This window comes from Thiohalocapsa halophila, assembly GCF_016583825.1.
Classification (GTDB): Bacteria; Pseudomonadota; Gammaproteobacteria; order Chromatiales; family Chromatiaceae; genus Thiohalocapsa; species Thiohalocapsa halophila.
The window spans coordinates 1-17,344 of sequence record NZ_NRRV01000086.1; the positions used below are offsets into that span (position 1 = coordinate 1).

Consider the following 17,344-nt stretch of genomic DNA (forward strand, 5'->3'; position numbering starts at 1 on the left):
TGCAGGGGGCCTGCTGGCGGGGGCGGTTCGCTCGACTCGGGCCTGCCCGCGGGAGCAGCGACCAGGCGGTGTGACGCGAGGATAGCATGCTGCCCCATGTCGTTAGCGCGGGAGCGGTGCGTTCGCTCCAGGAGCCTGACGGCGGGCTCTTGGTGCCTGATTTCACATGAAGCTGCGACCGGCGAGGATGGGTTTCGCTTCGCTCTGCCCATCCTACGAGCTCTACGAGCAGCGGTCGAAGCGCAGGAAGTGCATGCTGAATTGTCCCCGCCCCTGCGTGAGGCTGCGCAGCTCCGTCGCGTAACCGAGCAGCCGCGCCAGCGCGACCTCGCAGGCGACGACGCTGTCGCCGTCGCTGGTGTCGGTGGCCTGGATGGCGGCCTGGCGCTGCTGGAGGTCGCCCAGGACGGCGCCGAGGTTCTCGTCCGGCACCACCACCTCAACGCGCATCACGGGCTCCAGGGCGCAGGGGCCCGCTTGGACCAGCGCCTTGCCCAGGGCGCGGGCGGCGGCGGCGGCCAGCGCGTCCGGCGGGCTCTGCTGGCCGAACAGCTCCACCTGCGTCAGCCGCACGTCGAGATCCTCCACCGGCGCCCCGTGCTCGGGGCCGGCGGCGAGGGCCTGAGCGAGGCCCTGGCGCAGGGCTTCGCGCTGCTCCGGCGCCAGCTCGGCACCCGCGGGGAGCACCTCGGGGCACAAGGTCAGGCTGTTGCCGGCGCCGCGGACGGCGGGACGCACCTGCACCGTTGCACCGGCGGTCAGCTCCGGATGCTTACCGTCGGGGCTCGGCGAGCGAGTGTAAAGAAAACTGACAGTGGCCTCGGCGGTGATGCTCTCGCGCACGGCCACCGCGGGCCTGCCGCTGCGTACGGCGACGCCGAACTCCCGCGCCAGGCGCTCCAGCACGATCTGCAAGTGCAGCTCGCCCATGCCCCGGAGCAGGCGCTGGCCCGTGTCCGGGTCTTCGGCGACGGCCAGGGTCGGGTCCTCTTGGGTGACCTTGTCCAGGGCCTCCAGCAGGCGCTCTTCGTCGGTGCCGGCGCCGGGCTCGATGGCGAGGCTCAGCACCGGCTGGCGGGCGTCGATGCGCTCCAGCAGCAGCAGGTGCTCAGGGTCGCAGACGGTGTCGCCGGTGCCGGCGTGCCGCAGCCCGGCCAGCAGCACGATCTGCCCCGGCTCGGCCACATCCAGGCGCTGCTTGCGCCCGGCGTCGGTATCGAAGATGCGGGCGACATGCTCGGTGACCGTGCGGCCGTCCAGCCCGACGAAGCTGACATGGTCCCCCGGCTCCAGGCGGTTGCGGTAGACACGCACGAAGCAGTGGCGGCGGCCGTCCCAGAGCTGCACCTTGAACACCAGGGCGGCCAGCGGCCCGTCCGGGCCCAGCACGACTTCTTCCGTGCCACCCTCCGGCAGCCTGGCCAGCGCCGGCGGGCGGTCCAGCGGCGCCGGCAGCAGGTCCACGGCGGCGTCCAGCAGCGGCTGCACGCCGATGTTGCGCAGGGCGCTGCCGCCGAGGCAGGGAAAAATGCTGCCGGCCAGGGTGCCCTTGCGAAGCGCATGGATGACGTCGGCGGGGTCCGGCTCCTCGCCGGCGAGGACCTGATCGGCCAGGGTCTCGTCGGCGTCGGCGGCAGCGAGCAGCAGGGTCTCGTGCAGACCGGCGTAGCGCGCCCAGAGATCCTCCGGGCAGGGCTCGCTGGTGACCACCTCGCCCTGCTCACCGCCAAAGCGGATCAGGGTGCGGTGCAGCAGATGCACCACTGTGTGCTCCTCGTGGCCCTGCTCGTCGAGCACGGGCGCCGTCAGCGCCACCGGCTTGACCTCCAGCTTGGACTCGATGGCCTGGAGGCAGCGCGTGAAATCCGCGCCGGGGCGGTCCATCTTATTGACGAAAAACAGCACCGGCAGGCCGAAGCGGCAGCGCTGGCGCCAGACGGTCTCGGTCTGCGGCTCCACGCCGCGCACGCCGTCGAGCACGATGATTACCCCATCGAGCACGCGCATGGAGCGCTCCACCTCGATGGTAAAATCCACATGGCCGGGGGTGTCGACCACTTGCAGCGCGTGGTCGCGCCAGGGCGCTTTGGTGACCGCGGCGGTGATGGTGATGCCGTGCTGCTGCTCCTCGGCCATCCAGTCCATGTGGGCGGCGCCGTCGTGCACCTCGCCAATCTTGTGCGAGGCGCCGGTGTAGAAGAGCATGCGCTCGGTGAGTGTGGTCTTGCCGGCGTCCACGTGCGCGGCCACGCCGATATTGCGCACGTATGACAATTTTCTGGCGCTGCCGCCGGTCTTGGACCCAGCGGCCTGTGCGGGCTTGGGCCCCTGTTTTGGCTTCGCGTGGCGGCTCATAGCGTCTTAGTGACTATCAAACGGAGAACACCAAATGCCTGATCAGACCGGCTTGCTGCAACGAGGACCCCTGCGCCGCGCTGGCACGGGCTTGCTGGCGGCACTGCTGTCCTGCACGGCGGCGCTGTCGGCGGCGGCCAGCGCAGAGATCTATCGGGTCAGCCAAGAGGACAGTGTCATCGGCACACCCTTCTATGTAAAGACCGACGCCGAGCACACCCTGCTGGATGTGGGCCGCCATTACGGCTCCGGCTACGACGAGATGAAGCAGGCCAACCCGAGCGTGGACATGTGGGTGCCGGGGGACAACCAAGACGTGCTGGTGCCGGACTTCCACGTGCTGCCGGACGCCCCGCGGCAAGGTCTCGTGATGAACCTCGCCGAGAAGCGGCTCTACTACTATCACTCCGCCACCGAGGTGGAGGTGTTCTCCGTCGGCATCGGCCGCGAGGGCTGGGAGACGCCGGTGGGGACCTATTCCGTCATCGAGAAGATCAAAGACCCCACCTGGACCCCGCCGGCGTCCATTCGCGCCGAGTACGAAAAGCGCGGTGAGACCCTGCCGGCGGTGGTGCCCGCCGGCCCGGAAAACCCGCTCGGCGCCTATGCCATGCGCCTCAGCAATCCGAGCTATCTGATCCACGGCACCAACAAGCCCTGGGGGGTGGGCATGCCGGTGAGCTCGGGCTGCACCCGGATGTACCCGGAAGACATCGAGGCCCTGTTCGCCAAGGTGGATAAGGGCACGCCGGTGCGTATCGTCGATCAGCCCTACAAGATCGGCTGGCGCGGCGACCAGCTCTTCCTGGAGGTCAATCTGACCGAGGAGCAATCCCCGGCGTCGCCAAAGCAAGTGGTTCCCGGGAAATACGCGCAGGCGGACGATGTGGCCCTGGACTGGGACGAGGTGCGCCGCGCGCTTCAGGAGAATTCCGGGCTGCCGCGCCTGGTAGGCGTGCGCCAGGGCGCCAAGAGCTGGCACAAGCTCGAGTCCGTGTTCTGAGCCGGGCCCCGTGGGAGCGGCATCCTTGCCGCGACGTGGGCGGCGAGGCTGCTAGGGAGTTCGTCGCGGCTATAAGCCGCTCCCACAGCGCGGGGGCCTGTGGGAGCGGCATCCTTGCCGCGACGTGGGCGGCGACGCTGCTGCCGGGGCCCGTCGCGGCTATAAGCCGCTCCCACAGCGCAGGGGCCTGTGGGAGCGGCATCCTTGCCGCGACGCGGACGGCGAGGCTGCTGCCGGGATCGTCGCGGCTATAAGCCGCTCCCACAGCGCGAACTCCCCGTGGGGCGGCATCCTTGCCGCAATGCGGGCGGCGAGGCTGCTGCCGGGATCGTCGCGGCTATAAGCCGCTCCCACAGCGCGGGGGCCTGTGGGAGCGGCATCCTTGCCGCGACGTGGGTGGCGAGGCTGCTAGGGAGTTCGTCGCGGCTACAAGCCGCTCCCACAGCGCTGGTGCCTTGTGGGAGCGGCATCCTTGCCGCGACGCGGGTGGCTAGGCTGCTGCCGGGCCCGTCGCGGCTGTAAGCCGCTCCCACAGCGCGGGTGCCCTGTGGGAGCGGCATCCTTGCCGCGACGTGGGCGGCTAGGCAGCTGCCAGAATCGTCGCGGCTATAAGCCGCTCCCACAGCGCGGGGGCCTGTGGGAGCGGCATCCTTGCCGCGATGCGGGCGGCGAGGCTGCTGCCGGGCCCGTCGCGGCTATAAGCCGCTCCCACAGCGCGGGCAATGCAGGCAGCGCCGGCGGCAAGCAAGAATAATCGGGGAATCTCCCGACGCGTTAATCGTGGCAGCCTGATGGTGCCGATTGGGATCAGCGGTGCTGGACCTTGACTACTCGCGACGGCGGGCCGGTCCAGAGCGGGGAGTGTTGAGCGGGAGGTGAGGCGGGAATGGTGCGGGCTTGTCGCCCGGTAGATCGGCCGTCCATACTCGGTATGGACGACCGAGACGAAGCCAAGCAGCGTCTGCTTACTTGGCCATGACGCGCTGATACATGCGGTTGATGCGCTCTTCGTTGGCCTCGCAGCAGGCCTGGGCGGCGTTGGCGGCATCCATGGCGGCCTGGGCCATGTCGCGAGCCTCCTGGTCGGTGGCGCAGCCGCCGAGCAGTGAGGCGCTCAGCAGGGCAGCGGCGGACAAGGAAGCGAGCTTGATGTTCTTGGTCATAGCGGTCTCTCCGTTTGAGTTTGCCGATCGGCAAGGAATATATAACACAGGACAAGGGCCGGTCCGAACCCTCGGGCGTGAATGTTAGCAGAATAGAACAGCGTCGTGCCGCAACAACGTCGCGCCGGAGGCCCGAAAACACGGGACCTTGCGGTGACTGCACCCGCCCGCGTGGGCCTTTGGCTGACTGTGTATGCATCCATGCCACAGGCAGTGTCGCTATCGCGCAACACTTGGGTCATGTCGATAGCGGGTGCTGTCGATAATATTCGTACATCGCAATGCTCGCAGCCACGCTCACATTCAGACTTTGTACCGGCCCATACTGGGCAATACTGAGCGCCGGCAGCGCCAACGCTGCGGCGCTAAGGCCGAATTCCTCGTGACCGAGCACCAGGGCGCAGCGCCGCGGCAGCCGCGCGGTCTGCAGCGTCTCGCCGCCGTCGGCCAGCATCCGAAAAGCACAATAATCATCGCTCCGCAGCAGCCGCAGGCTCTCCTCGAGCTGGCCGAAAAACCGCGCCGGCACTGCCCGCAGCGCCCCTTTCGCGGGGGCCGGGTCAAATGGACCGATGGCGATCAGGTGGATCTCCCGCGCCCCGAAGGCCTGCGCGCTGCGAAAGATCTTTGCCACATTGAAGCCCGGCTTGAGATGATCCAGAACCAGGATCAGATCCGACGGGCCTGGCTGCGCCAGCAGGTTGCGGCGGCGCTCGCGCTCGAAGCGCGCGTGCGCGTCCATCCGGCTGCGTTTTTTGCTCATCGCATGCTCCCCTGACCTCTCGTGTCCCATGCCCGACTCACCCATTCAGCACCGATGAGCGCTACCATGACAGCCCCACCAAGTGGCTCGGCCGGACCGCATCGCGCCAGCCGCCACCCTAAGCCGCGCCGTCGGCTGCGGGCGCTGCTGCTCGCGGTCGGCTGGACGGCAACCTGCGCCCTGGCGCAAGCGCCGCAGCCGGATGGCGCAGACACGACGGCCACCGGCCCCATACCCGCGGCGGGCGACCCGGCCCAGCTTCCGCAGCGCCCCGCCGATCCGCTTACCGCCGCCCTACCTGCGGGTAGCATTATCGCCTTCGTGCCGGCGGCGAGCGGCTACGCGGGCACGGGTGCGGATCTCCGCGACTGGCTCGCCGAGCGCGGCTGGGCCATCTGCGACGGCACCCGGGGCACACCGGACCTGCGCGGGCAGATGCTGCTCGGCACGACGGACCCCGTCACCGTCGGCCAGCGCCTCGGCAGCCGCGACCACGACCACCGCGTGCGCGGCGAGAGCGACGCGCCGGTGATGCGAAACCGCCATACGCCCACGGGCCGGGGACCGCTCAAGCACCTACCGGACGACCGCCATCGCCATGGCCTAAACGTCAGCACCGACCGCAGCGAGCACCTGCCGCCCAGCACTCGGGTCCTGTTCATCATGAAGCTGCTCTGAGCACAATCGCCACATGGTCGAGCGCTACTATCGCAGAACCCTGCCGCAGCCGGGCCCGAATCCTTTCCGCTGCGAGGGCTTCGTGCACGACGGCACCATCCACAACGACTCCGGCCAGCCTGTGGCCATCGAAAGCCTGCCGCCCTTCCTGCGCGCCCTGCTGGTCACCGACGGCACCGTCACCAAGATCATCGAGGCCTATTTCTGGGAGCCCGTGGTGGTGGAGACCCTGCGCCAGGAATTCGTCACCGCCGCCGACGAGATCCCCTGGGTGGACGTCGCCGGCGGCGAGCGCATCATGGTGCGCCGCGCGCGCCTGCGCGGCGCCCACACCGGCAAGGACTTCGCCAACGCCTTCTCGGTCATCCGCACCGAGCTCATTCCCGGTCACTTCCGCCGCCGGCTCATCGACCGTGAGATCGGCATCGGCGCCCTGATTCGCGACAGCGGCCTGGAGAGCTATCGTGAGGTGATGGAAGTCGGCCTGGAGCCGGACACGGACACCGACAGTGCGGTGTTTCGCACCTATCGCATCATCATCGCCGGCGAGCCGGTGATCCTGATCACCGAGACCTTTCCGCTGTCGCTGTATCGCTGAGGCCGCAGCCCGGGAGCAGGCATGCAGGAACCGCAGCCGCAGCCCGCCGACCAGCCGGCGGCGGGCGCCATCGACACCCTGCGGCGCTTCGAGACGCCGGAGGGCGTGGAGATCGCGCTGCGCCTGGCGGGCCCGGTGCCCCGGGCGCTTGCCTTCGCCATCGACTTCGCTATTCGCGCCGGTCTCTATCTGCTGCTGCTGCCGCTGGCGGGCCTCGCCGGCGTCGGCGTCGGGCTGCTGCTGTTGGCGCTCTTCCTGCTGGAGTGGCTCTACCCGGTGCTCTTCGAGCTGCGCAGCGGCGCCACGCCGGGCAAGCGCGCCATGGGCCTCCTGGTGGTGCACGCCGACGGCACGCCGGTGGGACCGTCGGCCTCCCTGCTGCGCAACCTGCTGCGGGCCGCGGACTTCCTGCCGGTGCTCTACGGCCTGGGCTTGGCGGCCATGCTGGCGGACCGAGACTTTCGCCGACTCGGCGACCTGGCCGCCGGCACCCTGGTGATCCACCGGGATGCGCCACCGCTGCCGGCGGCGCTGCCGGTACATCCACCCCTGCCGCCGCCGGCGCCGCTGGACCTGGCCACCCAGCAGGCGGTGCTCGCCTTCGCCGAGCGCAGCCGCACGCTGTCGCCGGCGCGCCAGGCCGAGCTCGCCGCGCTGGCCGGGCTGACGACCGCGCCCGGCGCCGACCCCGTGGCCGCCCTGCTCGGCATCGCCAACTGGATCAGCCGCGGCAACACAGCGGATGCGGCAGCCCCCTTGCCCGCGCATGCCGACGTCGAAGACCCGGCGCAAGCGCCATGAGACAGCACGCCTTCGAAGCGGCCCATGTCGACACCTGGCGGCGGCTGGAGGCCCTGCTGGCGGCGCTGGAAGACCGCCGCGCGCCGGGGCCGGGCGTGCCGGTGCAGCGGCTGCCGCGGCTGCTGCGGGCGGTGAGCGGCCACTACGCCATCGCCCGCGCCCGGGGCTACAGCCCCGGCTTGGTGGCACGGCTGCACGCACTGGTGCGCCGGGGCTACCGCCAGCTGCACCGCCCGCGCCCGCGCTGGCCGCAGCTGCTGCTGCACTTCGCCGTCGCCGGCTTCCCGCAGGCGCTGCGCCGCCACCACCGCCTGTTCTGGCTCGCCTGTGCGCTCTTCTTCGGGCCCATGCTGGCGATGGGTGCCGCCTGCTACGCCGACGCGACCCTGATCCACAGCCTGCTCGACAGCACCCAGGTGGCCGAGTACGAATCCATGTACGACCCCACCAACGACAAGCTCGGGCGCACGCCGTCCCGCCAGGCCGACGACGACGTGATGATGTTCGGCTTCTATGTCTGGAACAACGTTGGCATCGCGCTTAGGACCTTTGCCTGGGGCCTGCTGGCGGGTGCCGGCAGCGGCTTTGTGCTGATGATGAACGGCTTGGCCATCGGCGCCGTGGCCGGGCATCTGACCCAGCTCGGCTTCGCCGCGCCGTTCTGGTCCTTCGTCAGCGGCCACAGCAGCCTGGAGCTGACGGGCATCGCCGTCGCCGGCACGGCGGGCCTGCTGCTCGGCAGCGCGCTGCTCGCCCCGGGGCGCCGCAGCCGGCCCGCGGCGCTGCGTGCCCGCGCTGCGGAGGCCGTGCCGCTGGTGCTCGGCGCCATGGCGCTGTTGGTGCTGGCGGCGCTGGTGGAGGCCTTCTGGTCCGCGAGCGCCGGCGTGCCGCCGACGCTCAAGTATGGGGTCGGTGCCGGCGGCTGGGTGCTGGTGGCCGCCTATTTTGGCTTCGCCGGCCGCGGCGCGGCCGATTCGGCCCGAGCCGGCCCCGCCGGAGCCGTGCCGTGGACCTGAGCCGGATGACCATCAGCGCGCGCCCGCGCAGCCCCTGGGAGAGCATGGACCTGGGCTTCGCGCTGGCGCGGACCTGGCTCGGGCGCCTGTGGCTGTGCTGGTGGCTCGCCGCCGCCCCCGTGGCACTCTTGTCTCTGCCGGTGCTGCACCAGCGCCCGGACCTGTGGCTGCTGCTGCTGTGGTGGTGCAAGCCCGCCTTCGAGGCCGTGACACTGTTCTGGCTGAGCCGGGCGGTGTTCGGCGAGCAGCCCGGCCTCGGCGCGACGGCTCGCAGCCTACCCCAGGCGCTGCCGCCGCGGCTGTGGCCGCAGCTGCTGTGGCGGCGCATCGGCATGGGCCGCTCCTTCAGCATGCCTGTGACCCTGCTGGAGGCGCCCCGAGGCGCCGCACGCCGGCAGCGGTTGCAGGTGCTGGGCACCGGCGCCGCCGGCTGGCTGACCCTGGTCTGCGTACACCTGGAAGCCATTCTCTGGCTGTCCGGTGTGCTGCTGCTGGCCTTCCTGGTGCCGGCGGGGCTGCCGGCGCCGGACCTTCAGGCCGCGTTCACGGAGACGGGCTCCGCCCCCTACTGGGCCGCAAACCTGCTCGTGGTGCTGGCCATGTCGGTGGTCGCTCCCTTCTACGTCGCCGCCGGCTTCGCGCTCTACCTCGGCCGGCGCACCGAGCTGGAAGCCTGGGACCTGGAGCTGGCCTTTCGCCGCCGCCACGCTGCGCCGAGGGGCCCGCGGGCGCGGGCCATCGCCGCCGCCATGCTGCTGACCGCGCTGCTGCTGCCGGGCACGGGCGCGGCAGCGGCGATGACCCCGGCGGAGGCGAAGGCGCGCATCGAGGCGATACTGGCGCAGCCGGACTTCGGCGGCACCCGCGAGGAGCGCGTCTGGGTCTATGTCGGCGATGACAGCGCATCCTCGGCGGATGACGACGGCGCCACCGCGCTTCCCGCCTGGCTGATTCAGGGCCTGGCGACCCTGGCCAAGTGGGTCCTGGTCATCGCCACGGCCTGGGCGCTGATCGTGCTGACGCTGCACCTGCTGCGGGAATTCGGCGGTCCGCGGCGGAGAGGCCGGCGGCCCACCAGCACCGGGCCGCCGGGGCCGGTCGCGCAGACCTCCGCACCGGCCGAGCCGTTGCCAGCCAATGTACCGGCCGCCGTGCACGAGCTGCTCGCGGCCCGCGATGTACGGGGCGCCCTGGGGCTCCTGTACCGCGCGCAGGTGGCGCAGCTGCGCGCCAGGGGTCTGGAGCTGGCGGACAGCGCCACGGAGTCGGAATGCCTGCGCGCGGCCCGCGCCCGCACTGAGCCGCAGGCGCTGACCCGCCTAGAGCGCACAGTGAGGCTTTGGCAGGCGGTGGCCTATGGACACCAGCCAGTGGACACCGACAGCGTCGCTGCACTGACCCGCGCCAGTGACAGCGCCTCCGCGGACGACGGTCATGGCTGAGGGACCCGCCGCGAGCAGCGCCCGCTCGCCCCGGCGCCGGGGCAGCGGCGGCGGCGCCTGGGTGCTGGCCGCCATCGGCGCCGTGCTCGCCACCGGCGGCTGGCTGTGGCTCAGCGCCAACTTCGAGCGTCAGGTACGGGAGGTGCGCGTCGGCGCATCGCCGGAAGCGCGCGCCAATCCCTTCCTCGCCGCCGAGCGCTTTCTGACCGACAGCGGCATCGAGGCCCACAGCACCACTGCACCAGAGCTGCTGCGCGACCCGCCCCCGCCCGCCGACATGCTGGTGGTGGACGGACTGCCGCCGCTCAACGCCGCCCGCCGGGAGCGGCTGCGCGACTGGCTCGCCGCCGGCGGCCGGCTGCTGGTGGAGGCGGTGCACCTAGACACCGGTGACGACGCGCCGCGGCCGGAGCACTTCCTGGCGGGCTTCGGCGCGGAGCTGCGCCGCGATGCCCAAACAGGCGGCGACGACGAAGTGCTGGCGACCGTACGCCTGCCGGACTCCCCGCAGCCGCTGACGGTAGGCTTCGCACCGGGCTGGTATCTGGCGGACCGGCTCGGCGCCGCCGCGGGCGAGATCAGCGCCGACGGCCATCCGCGGCTGCTGGAGTATCGGGTGGGCGCGGGGACCCTGTATGTGGTGAGCGACACCCTGTGGCTCGGCAATGAGCGCATCGGCCGGCATGACCACGCCCTGCTGCTGGCGCTGCTCGCCGCGGACCGGGAGAGCGTCTGGCTGCTGCACGCGGTCTCGGTGCCGTCGCTGCCAATGCTGCTGTGGCGCGCTGCCCCGGCGGCGGTGGTGTCGGCATTGCTGCTGCTGATGCTGCTGCTTTGGCATCTGAGCCGACGCCTGGGCCCGCTGCTGCCGGCGCCGGATGCCGCCCGGCGTGATCTGCTGGAGCACCTGCAGGCCGCCGGCGATTTCGGCTGGCGCCAGGGCCGAGGCGGCCTGCTGGTGGCCCAGACCCGCCGCCGGCTGGAGCGCCAATGGCTGCGGCGTCACCCGGCGCTACGCGGCCTCGACACCACCGAGCGCGCCCGACGGATTGCCGCGCAGACGGGCTTGTCGCCTGATGAGGTGCAGGCGGCGCTCTACGGCCCGGTGGGAGACGCCGCCGGGCTCGTGCGCGTGACCGCCGTCCTGCAGCGCCTGGTGCAGACCTGTGCACCGGGCGCTGGAGCCGAGCGCCGACACAAAGGCCGCAGCGTCGCAGCCGATACCGATAAGAAGCGTGCGCCGGACACTGAGCCCGAGCGCCAACACCAACCCCTAGCGAGTCGCCGATGAGTACAGCCAATCCCCCCAGCGCCGAGCGCCTGGAGGCGGCGCGCGACGCCCTGGGCCGCATCGAGCAGGCAGTGAACCGCGCCGTGATCGGCCAGCGCCAGGTGGTGCGGGAGGTGGTGGTGGCCCTGGCCGCCGCCGGCCACGTGCTGCTGGAGGGCCTGCCCGGCATGGGCAAGACGCTCCTGGTGCGGGCGCTGGCGCAGGCCCTGGGCGGGCGCTTCGCGCGCGTGCAGTTCACGCCGGATCTGATGCCGGCGGACATCACCGGGCACGCCGTCTTCGACATGAAGAGCGAGGCCTTCCACATCCGCCGCGGGCCCATTTTCTGCAATGTGCTGCTCGGCGACGAGATCAATCGCGCCCCGGCGAAGACCCAGGCGGCGATGCTGGAGGCCATGCAGGAGCAGCAGGTCACCGTGGAGGGACAGTCGCTGGCGCTGGCGCCGCCCTTTGTGGTGCTCGCCACCCAGAATCCCATCGAGCAGGAGGGCACCTATCCGCTGCCACTGGCGCAGCTGGACCGCTTCCTGCTGAAGTCCTACATCGACTATCCGGGCGCCGACGACGAGCTAACGGTGGTGCGTACCGTCACCGCCGGCGCCGTCGGCGATGCGCTCGACGTCTCCGCGGTGGAGCGGGTGCTGGAGCCCGAGCAGGTGCTCGCGGTGCAGGCCACGGCGGCGGCCCTGACGCTGGATGATGCGGTGCTCGACTACGCGCTGCGACTGGTGCGGGCCACCCGTGACTGGCAGGGGCTGGACAGCGGCGCCGGCACCCGCGCCGCCGTCGCCCTAGTGCGCGCGGCCCGCGGACATGCCCTGCTGGCGGGGCAGAGCTTCGTGAGCCCGGACGATGTCAAGGCCATGGCACCGGCCGTGCTGCGCCACCGGGTGCGCCTGGGTGCCGAGCTGGAGATCGAGGGCTACCGGCCCGACGACGTGCTCACGGAGCTGCTGGCCGCCGTGGACGCCCCGCGTGCCTGAGCGAGCGGCCGCGGAGCCGCGCCTATGACCGGGCTGAGTCCGAACCGCGGGCTCCTGATTGCGGCCGCTGCCTGGACGTCCATCGCCCTCGCCGCCGCCTGGCTGCCGGTGCTCGTGCCGCTCTGGCAGGGTGCCGGCGCCTTGCTGGCGGCGCTCGCCGGGGCGGACCTCTGGCTGCTGCTGCGCACGCCATTGCCGCAGGTGACCCGGCAGGTCGCGGGCATCCTGCCCCAGGGCGTGTGGTGTGACGTCCAACTGGCGCTGGTCAATGCCGCTTCCCGGACGCTGCGGCTGGACCTGCACGACCTGCACCCCGCCGACGCCGAGCCCCAGGGCCTGCCGGCAAGCGCCGAGCTCGGACCCGGCGCCCGCGCGACGCTGAGCTATCGGCTCAAGGCGCCGAGCCGGGGCGTGCGGGCATTCGGCGGCTGTGATCTCAGGCTGCACTCGCCGCTCGGGCTCTGGGCCCGTCGCCGGGGCACGGCGCTGACGCGATCCGTTCGGGTCTATCCGAATTTCGCCGAGATCGAGCACTACACCCTGCTGGCGGCGAGCGACCACTTGGCGGGGCTCGGCGTGCGGCGCCAGCGCCGCCGGGGCCCGGGTGCGGAGTTCCATCAGCTGCGCGAATACCGCCGCGGCGACTCGCTGCGGCAGATCGATTGGAAGGCCACGTCACGGATGCGAAAGCCCATCGCCCGGGAATACCAGGATGAGCGCGACCAGCGGCTGGTCTTCCTGCTGGATTGCGGGCGACGCATGCGCCACCGCGACCGCGCCGGGCGCTCGCACCTGGACGAGGCCCTGAACGCCCTGCTGCTGCTCGCCTATGTGGCGGTGCGCCAGGGCGACGCGGTCGGTCTGCTCGCCTATGGCGGCGCCGAGCGCTGGCTGCCGCCGCGGCGGGCGCCGGACAGGGTGCAGCAGCTGCTCAGGGACATCTTCGACATCCAACCGTCGCTGGCGGTGGCGGACCACCTGGCCGCAGCGCAGACCCTGCTGCTGCGCCAGCCGCGGCGCGCGTTGGCGGTCTTTCTGACCAACAGCCGCGACGAAGACCAAACCGAGCTGCTGCGCGCCGTCCGCGTCCTGCGGCGCCGCCACCTGTGTCTGGTGGCGAACCTACGCGAGGCGGCGCTGGATCGGGTGCTGGCGGCCCCGGTGACCAGCGAGGCGGAAGCCCTGCGCTTTCATGCCGTGCAGGCGTATCTCGACGAGCGCGCCCGCCAGCACGAGCGCCTGCAGCATCTCGGCGGCCGGGTGCTGGACCTGCGCCCCGACCAATTGCCGGCGGCATTGGTGAACGCCTACGGCAGTATCAAGCGCTCGGCGCTGTTGTGAGCCGCCGCTCCTTGTGGGAGCGGCATCCTTGCCGCGATACGCGCCTCGGCAATGGCTGTCGCGGCCAGAGGCCGCTCCCACGGCGCGCGCCTGTTGCAGCGGCGCTGGCGACGGGATGCAGACAGGCTCAGCGACCGCGGATCTCCGACGGACTCGCGACAAGCACCGCACAATGCGCGCCGGCGCTGACTAGGCGCAGCCGGAGCCTTGCGGCGATCACCGACGCCAAGCGCTCGCCGGGGTCAGACGCCGCGAGGATCGTCGCCGGCACCCAGTCCACCAGCCGCGTCATGGGCAGCCCGACATGGCCACAGGGATTGATGCGCGCGAAGGGCGTCAGGTCCAGGTCCAGATTCAGCGCGATCCCGTGGTAGGAGCAGCCGTGGCGCACGCGCAGCCCGACGGAGGCGATCTTGGCCCCATCCACATAGACGCCGGGTGCATCGGGGCGCGCCTGTGCGGTGACGCCGAAGCCCGCCAGCAAATCGATGACCGCGCCCTCCAGCGCCGCCACCAGCTTACGCACACCGATCTTCAATCGGCGCAGGTCCACCAGCACATAGGCCACCAGCTGACCGGGGCCATGGTAGGTGACCTGCCCGCCGCGATCCGTCTGCACCACCGGGATGTCGCCTGGCTGCAGCAGGTGCTCGGGGCGGCCGGCCTGACCCTGGGTGAATACCGGAGGGTGCTCCACCAGCCACAGGGCGTCTTCGGTATCGGCGGTGCGGGCGTCGGTGAAGCGCCGCATGGCATGCCAGCAGTCGACATAGTCCACGCGGCCCAGACGGCAGAGCCGCAGGACCTGCGGCGGCGGTGTCATGGTCGGTGCGCCTGCGCTCAGAGCCCCATGGCCCGTCCTCAGAGGGCGTAGACCACCAGCCGGTGGGCGCTCAGCTCGCGGTAGATGGCGTCCAGCTGGGCCTTGCTCTCGGCACGGATGCGCGCGGTGACAGCGAGCCATTTGCCGCCGCTGCTCGCGCGGGTGGTCACGGCGTTCGGGTCGAGATCCGGCACATGGCGCTCCAGGATCTCCCACACGACCGCCTCGATCTCGGAGTCCGCGGCGCCCATCGCCTTGATGGGGAAGGTGCAGGGGAATTCCAGCAGGGTCTCTTCGTCGGCTTGATGGTCTTGGCTAGTCATGGACTACTCCCGCCGCGGGGGCGGGCTGCGTGGATTGCGGTCGAGCACGGCAACGGCAGCCAGCAGCCGCCTCGCGCTCACCCGGGCATCGGTTGGGCCGACGACAGGAGGCCCGACAGTCAGGCGGTTATCGGCAGCTCGGCGTCGGGCTTCGTGCCTCAGCCCGACCTACGTGGCTCACCCGTGTGTCGATCCGGCCGACGACAGGAGGCGCGATAGTCACGTGGCTATAGCCAGTTCGGTGTCGGGCTTCGTGCCTCAGCCCGACCTACGAGGCGCTTTCGCTCGGCCTTTCCCGCTGACCGACGGGTCTGCAATTCGATTAAGACGTTGGGGCGGCAGCAGTGTATATCGAGCGGACTGGCTACGTGCCACAGCAGCAGGCGCGCGGGCGCCCAACACCGCCGAATGGGTGCCGACAACAAGCATAGGCCGTCAGAAGCGGCGCAGCACGGCATCCCAACCCCGGCGCAGCATGTTGCCGCGCGCAACGTCGGCGAGGGCGACGGCGGGCTCGCGGCGAATCTCGGTGTCGTCCAGCCGCAGTACGATCTCGCCGACCACGTCGCCCCAGGCCACCGGCGCCGTGATCTCCGCCGCCGGCTCCAGCTCGGCGCTCAGCTGCGCATAGCCACCGCGCGGGATGGTGATGTAGAGATCCCGCATGGGGCCGACGGGAAGCTCGATCTCGTCCCCGCCCCAGACGCGCAGGCGCTCCACCGGCTCGCCGCCGGCGAAGGGGCGATGGGTCTCGAAGAAGCTGAAGCCGTAATTGAGCAGGGCCTGACTGTCTGCCACGCGCTGGCGGTCGCTGTCGGTGCCCATGACGACGGCAATGAGGCGACGATCATCGCGCTCGGCGGAGGAGATCAGGCAATAGCCGGCGGCCTGGGTGTGGCCGGTCTTGATGCCGTCGACGCTGGGGTCGAGCTTGAGCAGCTTGTTGCGATTGGACTGCTTGATGTCGTTGTAGGTGAAATCGGGCAGGGAGTACCAGGCGTAATACTCAGGAAATTCGCGGATGATGGCGGCGGCCACCTTGGCGATGTCCCGCGGCGTGGTGTAGTGCTCCGGGTCCGGCAGCCCGGCGGCATTGACGAAGTTGGAGTTGGTCATGCCGAGGCGCGCCGCCTCCCGATTCATCATCTCGGCAAAGGTCTCTTCGGTGCCGGCGATGTGCTCCGCCAGGGCGACGCTGGCGTCGTTGCCGGACTGCACGATCATGCCCTTGAGCAGGTCCTCGATGCTGACCCGCTTGCCGACTTCGATGAACATCTTGGAGCCGCCGGTGCGCCAGGCCTTCTCGCTGATGGAGGCCTCTTCGTCGAGGGTCAGATTGCCGTCGGCGAGCTCGCGGAAGACCACATAGGCGGTCATGATCTTGGTGAGGCTCGCGGGCTCCAGGCGCTCACCGGCGTTGTGCTCGGCGAGAATGGTGCCGCTGTCGAAGTCCAGCAGCAGATGGCCGCGGGCGCCGAGCTGGGGCGGCTGCGGGATCTCCATCGCCTGCACGCCGCGGGGCGCCATGCCCACAGTGCCCAACAGGACGATGGCGACGGCGAGGATAGGGGCGAAACGAGCGGGGCGGGCCTTGGCTGTCATGGCGAATCGGCTGGCTAGGGGTTCCAAGCGAAGGTGCGTCACCCGAGGATTTTACCCGCGCCGGCGCACGGGCACAGCGCCCGCGGACGCCTCGACCCGGCGATGGTTAGGGCCTTACGCCGACAGCGAGCCGGCATCCATGCACCTCAGCGCGGCAGCACCAGCGCCTTGCCGACGCCGAGCGCGGCAAGCTCGCCGGCGAGCCGCTCGGCGTCGGCCCGCGACCCCAAGGGCCCGACCCGCACGCGAAACAGCGGATCGCTGCCGCCGCTGTCGCTGGCATCATCGGCGATGCTGACGGGCGCCGTGAGCTCGCCGCCGAGGCGCCGGCGCATCTGCTCGGCATTGGCGCGGGCGCCGAAGGCGCCGACCTGGAGATAGTAGCCGCTGCTGGTGGCGACGGCAGGCTGAGACCGCGGCCGGCGGGCCGGTGCCGCGGCCTGCACGAAGCCCGGATCGCGCTGGGCCCGCGCCTTGGGGGCCTCGGTCGGAGGATCGGTGCTCGGGCTGCGGGCGGCCAGCGCCGGCGCCGGTGCGTCCGTTGTGCTGCGGCTCGGGCTCGTGTCCGCCTGCGCCGGGCTCGCCCGGTGGCGCTCCAGCTCGGCCTTGGCGACGCGCAGCGTCTTCGGCACCTTGCCGTCGTGGTCGCGCGGGTCGATGGAAGTGACCTGCACTCGGGCCAAGCCCTGCTTGTCTATGCCCAATTGCTTGGCCGCGGCGTAGGAGAGGTCGATGATGCGATCGCCGACGAAGGGACCCCGGTCGTTGATGCGTACGATCAGATGGCGGCCGTTCTCCAGGTTGCTCACCAGCGCGTAGGTGGGCAGCGGCAGTGTCTTGTGCGCGGCGGTGATGCGGTGCATGTCGTAGCGCTCACCGCTGGAGGTCTTGCGGCCGTGGAACTTCGGGCCGTACCAGGAGGCGATACCGGTCTCGACATGGTCGCGGCTAGTGCGTTTGGGGTAATAGGTTTTGCCGAAGACCACGTAGGATTTCATGTTGCCGTAGCGAGCCTTGGGCTCCACGCGGGGCTCCGCGCCGGCGACGTCCGAGACACGCACAGTGCCCTGCTTTGTACCGCCGCAGCCGGCGAGGAGCAGTGCGAGCAGCAGCGACGACAGCAGCGCCAGGGAGTGTGCATGGGGGTGTGCGTGGGGGTGTG

At 70.9% G+C, this 17,344-nt stretch carries 16 protein-coding genes; 9 read left to right on the top strand and 7 right to left on the bottom strand.

Features of this window, described 5'->3' with window-relative positions; genetic code table 11:
* Nucleotides 1-222 precede the first annotated feature (222 nt).
* Nucleotides 223-2,265, bottom strand: a complete 2,043-nt coding sequence (locus tag CKO31_RS22720) for an elongation factor G (protein ID WP_322789200.1) — start codon at nucleotides 2,263-2,265, stop codon at nucleotides 223-225.
* Nucleotides 2,266-2,389: 124 nt separating this feature from the next.
* On the opposite strand from CKO31_RS22720, the gene CKO31_RS22725 reads away from it, so the two are divergent.
* Nucleotides 2,390-3,358 carry a L,D-transpeptidase family protein gene (locus CKO31_RS22725; protein WP_200241971.1) on the top strand — a complete coding sequence of 323 codons (969 nt, stop codon included), beginning with the start codon at nucleotides 2,390-2,392 and terminating at the stop codon, nucleotides 3,356-3,358.
* Between the two features lie 965 nt (nucleotides 3,359-4,323).
* Here CKO31_RS22725 and CKO31_RS22730 read toward each other — a convergent pair.
* Together CKO31_RS22730 and CKO31_RS22735 are read right to left on the bottom strand one after the other, a co-directional pair.
* A complete protein-coding gene (locus CKO31_RS22730; RefSeq protein WP_058557701.1) occupies nucleotides 4,324-4,521 on the bottom strand; it encodes a hypothetical protein in 198 nt (65 codons plus the stop codon).
* A 238-nt stretch (nucleotides 4,522-4,759) separates the two neighbouring features.
* Entirely contained in the window at nucleotides 4,760-5,329 is a 570-nt protein-coding gene (locus CKO31_RS22735) for a TrmH family RNA methyltransferase (RefSeq protein ID WP_200241973.1), read from the bottom strand.
* 21 nt (nucleotides 5,330-5,350) lie between these two features.
* On the opposite strand from CKO31_RS22735, the gene CKO31_RS22740 reads away from it, so the two are divergent.
* The 8 genes from CKO31_RS22740 to CKO31_RS22775 are packed head-to-tail and all read left to right on the top strand — an operon-like array spanning nucleotide 5,351 to nucleotide 13,434.
* Nucleotides 5,351-5,962, top strand: a complete 612-nt coding sequence (locus CKO31_RS22740) for a hypothetical protein (RefSeq protein WP_200241975.1) — start codon at nucleotides 5,351-5,353, stop codon at nucleotides 5,960-5,962.
* A gap of 13 nt (nucleotides 5,963-5,975) precedes the next feature.
* Complete coding sequence (locus CKO31_RS22745; RefSeq protein ID WP_200241985.1) at nucleotides 5,976-6,560, top strand: chorismate--pyruvate lyase family protein; 585 nt, start codon at nucleotides 5,976-5,978, stop codon at nucleotides 6,558-6,560.
* A gap of 21 nt (nucleotides 6,561-6,581) precedes the next feature.
* Nucleotides 6,582-7,361, top strand: coding sequence for an RDD family protein (locus CKO31_RS22750; protein WP_200241988.1), 780 nt, complete (start codon nucleotides 6,582-6,584; stop codon nucleotides 7,359-7,361).
* A complete protein-coding gene (locus CKO31_RS22755; protein WP_200241991.1) occupies nucleotides 7,358-8,377 on the top strand; it encodes a stage II sporulation protein M in 1,020 nt (339 codons plus the stop codon). Before CKO31_RS22750 ends, CKO31_RS22755 begins: the two co-directional genes overlap by 4 nt.
* Nucleotides 8,368-9,819 (top strand): DUF4129 domain-containing protein, encoded by a 1,452-nt coding sequence (locus CKO31_RS22760; protein WP_200241993.1) that lies wholly within the window; start codon nucleotides 8,368-8,370, stop codon nucleotides 9,817-9,819. Before CKO31_RS22755 ends, CKO31_RS22760 begins: the two co-directional genes overlap by 10 nt.
* A complete protein-coding gene (locus CKO31_RS22765; protein WP_200241994.1) occupies nucleotides 9,812-11,110 on the top strand; it encodes a DUF4350 domain-containing protein in 1,299 nt (432 codons plus the stop codon). Before CKO31_RS22760 ends, CKO31_RS22765 begins: the two co-directional genes overlap by 8 nt.
* Nucleotides 11,107-12,093, top strand: a complete 987-nt coding sequence (locus CKO31_RS22770; protein ID WP_200241995.1) for an AAA family ATPase — start codon at nucleotides 11,107-11,109, stop codon at nucleotides 12,091-12,093. The genes CKO31_RS22765 and CKO31_RS22770 overlap by 4 nt, the downstream gene beginning before the upstream one ends.
* Before the next feature lie 24 nt (nucleotides 12,094-12,117).
* Nucleotides 12,118-13,434: a DUF58 domain-containing protein gene (locus CKO31_RS22775; RefSeq protein ID WP_242475600.1), complete on the top strand. Its 1,317-nt coding sequence runs from the start codon at nucleotides 12,118-12,120 to the stop codon at nucleotides 13,432-13,434.
* A 127-nt stretch (nucleotides 13,435-13,561) separates the two neighbouring features.
* On the opposite strand, the gene lipB is transcribed toward CKO31_RS22775, so the two are convergent.
* The 4 genes from lipB to CKO31_RS22795 all read right to left on the bottom strand — a co-directional run.
* Nucleotides 13,562-14,257: a lipoyl(octanoyl) transferase LipB gene (gene lipB, locus CKO31_RS22780; protein ID WP_200241996.1), complete on the bottom strand. Its 696-nt coding sequence runs from the start codon at nucleotides 14,255-14,257 to the stop codon at nucleotides 13,562-13,564.
* 38 nt (nucleotides 14,258-14,295) lie between these two features.
* Nucleotides 14,296-14,580: a YbeD family protein gene (locus CKO31_RS22785; protein WP_200241999.1), complete on the bottom strand. Its 285-nt coding sequence runs from the start codon at nucleotides 14,578-14,580 to the stop codon at nucleotides 14,296-14,298.
* A gap of 435 nt (nucleotides 14,581-15,015) precedes the next feature.
* Nucleotides 15,016-16,182, bottom strand: a complete 1,167-nt coding sequence (locus tag CKO31_RS22790; protein WP_200242002.1) for a D-alanyl-D-alanine carboxypeptidase family protein — start codon at nucleotides 16,180-16,182, stop codon at nucleotides 15,016-15,018.
* 146 nt (nucleotides 16,183-16,328) lie between these two features.
* A partial coding sequence (locus CKO31_RS22795; protein WP_200242004.1) for a septal ring lytic transglycosylase RlpA family protein occupies nucleotides 16,329-17,344 on the bottom strand: 1,016 nt, incomplete at its 5' end.

Coding starts and splice junctions, on each gene's coding strand:
- CKO31_RS22755 (WP_200241991.1), top strand. CDS start 7,358: ATGAGACAGCACGCCTTCGAAGCGGCCCATGTCGACACCTGGCGGCGG.
- CKO31_RS22765 (WP_200241994.1), top strand. CDS start 9,812: ATGGCTGAGGGACCCGCCGCGAGCAGCGCCCGCTCGCCCCGGCGCCGG.
- CKO31_RS22770 (WP_200241995.1), top strand. CDS start 11,107: ATGAGTACAGCCAATCCCCCCAGCGCCGAGCGCCTGGAGGCGGCGCGC.
- CKO31_RS22730 (WP_058557701.1), bottom strand. CDS start 4,521: ATGACCAAGAACATCAAGCTCGCTTCCTTGTCCGCCGCTGCCCTGCTG.
- CKO31_RS22735 (WP_200241973.1), bottom strand. CDS start 5,329: ATGGGTGAGTCGGGCATGGGACACGAGAGGTCAGGGGAGCATGCGATG.
- CKO31_RS22740 (WP_200241975.1), top strand. CDS start 5,351: ATGACAGCCCCACCAAGTGGCTCGGCCGGACCGCATCGCGCCAGCCGC.
- CKO31_RS22750 (WP_200241988.1), top strand. CDS start 6,582: ATGCAGGAACCGCAGCCGCAGCCCGCCGACCAGCCGGCGGCGGGCGCC.
- CKO31_RS22725 (WP_200241971.1), top strand. CDS start 2,390: ATGCCTGATCAGACCGGCTTGCTGCAACGAGGACCCCTGCGCCGCGCT.
- CKO31_RS22745 (WP_200241985.1), top strand. CDS start 5,976: ATGGTCGAGCGCTACTATCGCAGAACCCTGCCGCAGCCGGGCCCGAAT.
- lipB (WP_200241996.1), bottom strand. CDS start 14,257: ATGACACCGCCGCCGCAGGTCCTGCGGCTCTGCCGTCTGGGCCGCGTG.
- CKO31_RS22775 (WP_242475600.1), top strand. CDS start 12,118: ATGACCGGGCTGAGTCCGAACCGCGGGCTCCTGATTGCGGCCGCTGCC.
- CKO31_RS22785 (WP_200241999.1), bottom strand. CDS start 14,580: ATGACTAGCCAAGACCATCAAGCCGACGAAGAGACCCTGCTGGAATTC.
- CKO31_RS22790 (WP_200242002.1), bottom strand. CDS start 16,182: ATGACAGCCAAGGCCCGCCCCGCTCGTTTCGCCCCTATCCTCGCCGTC.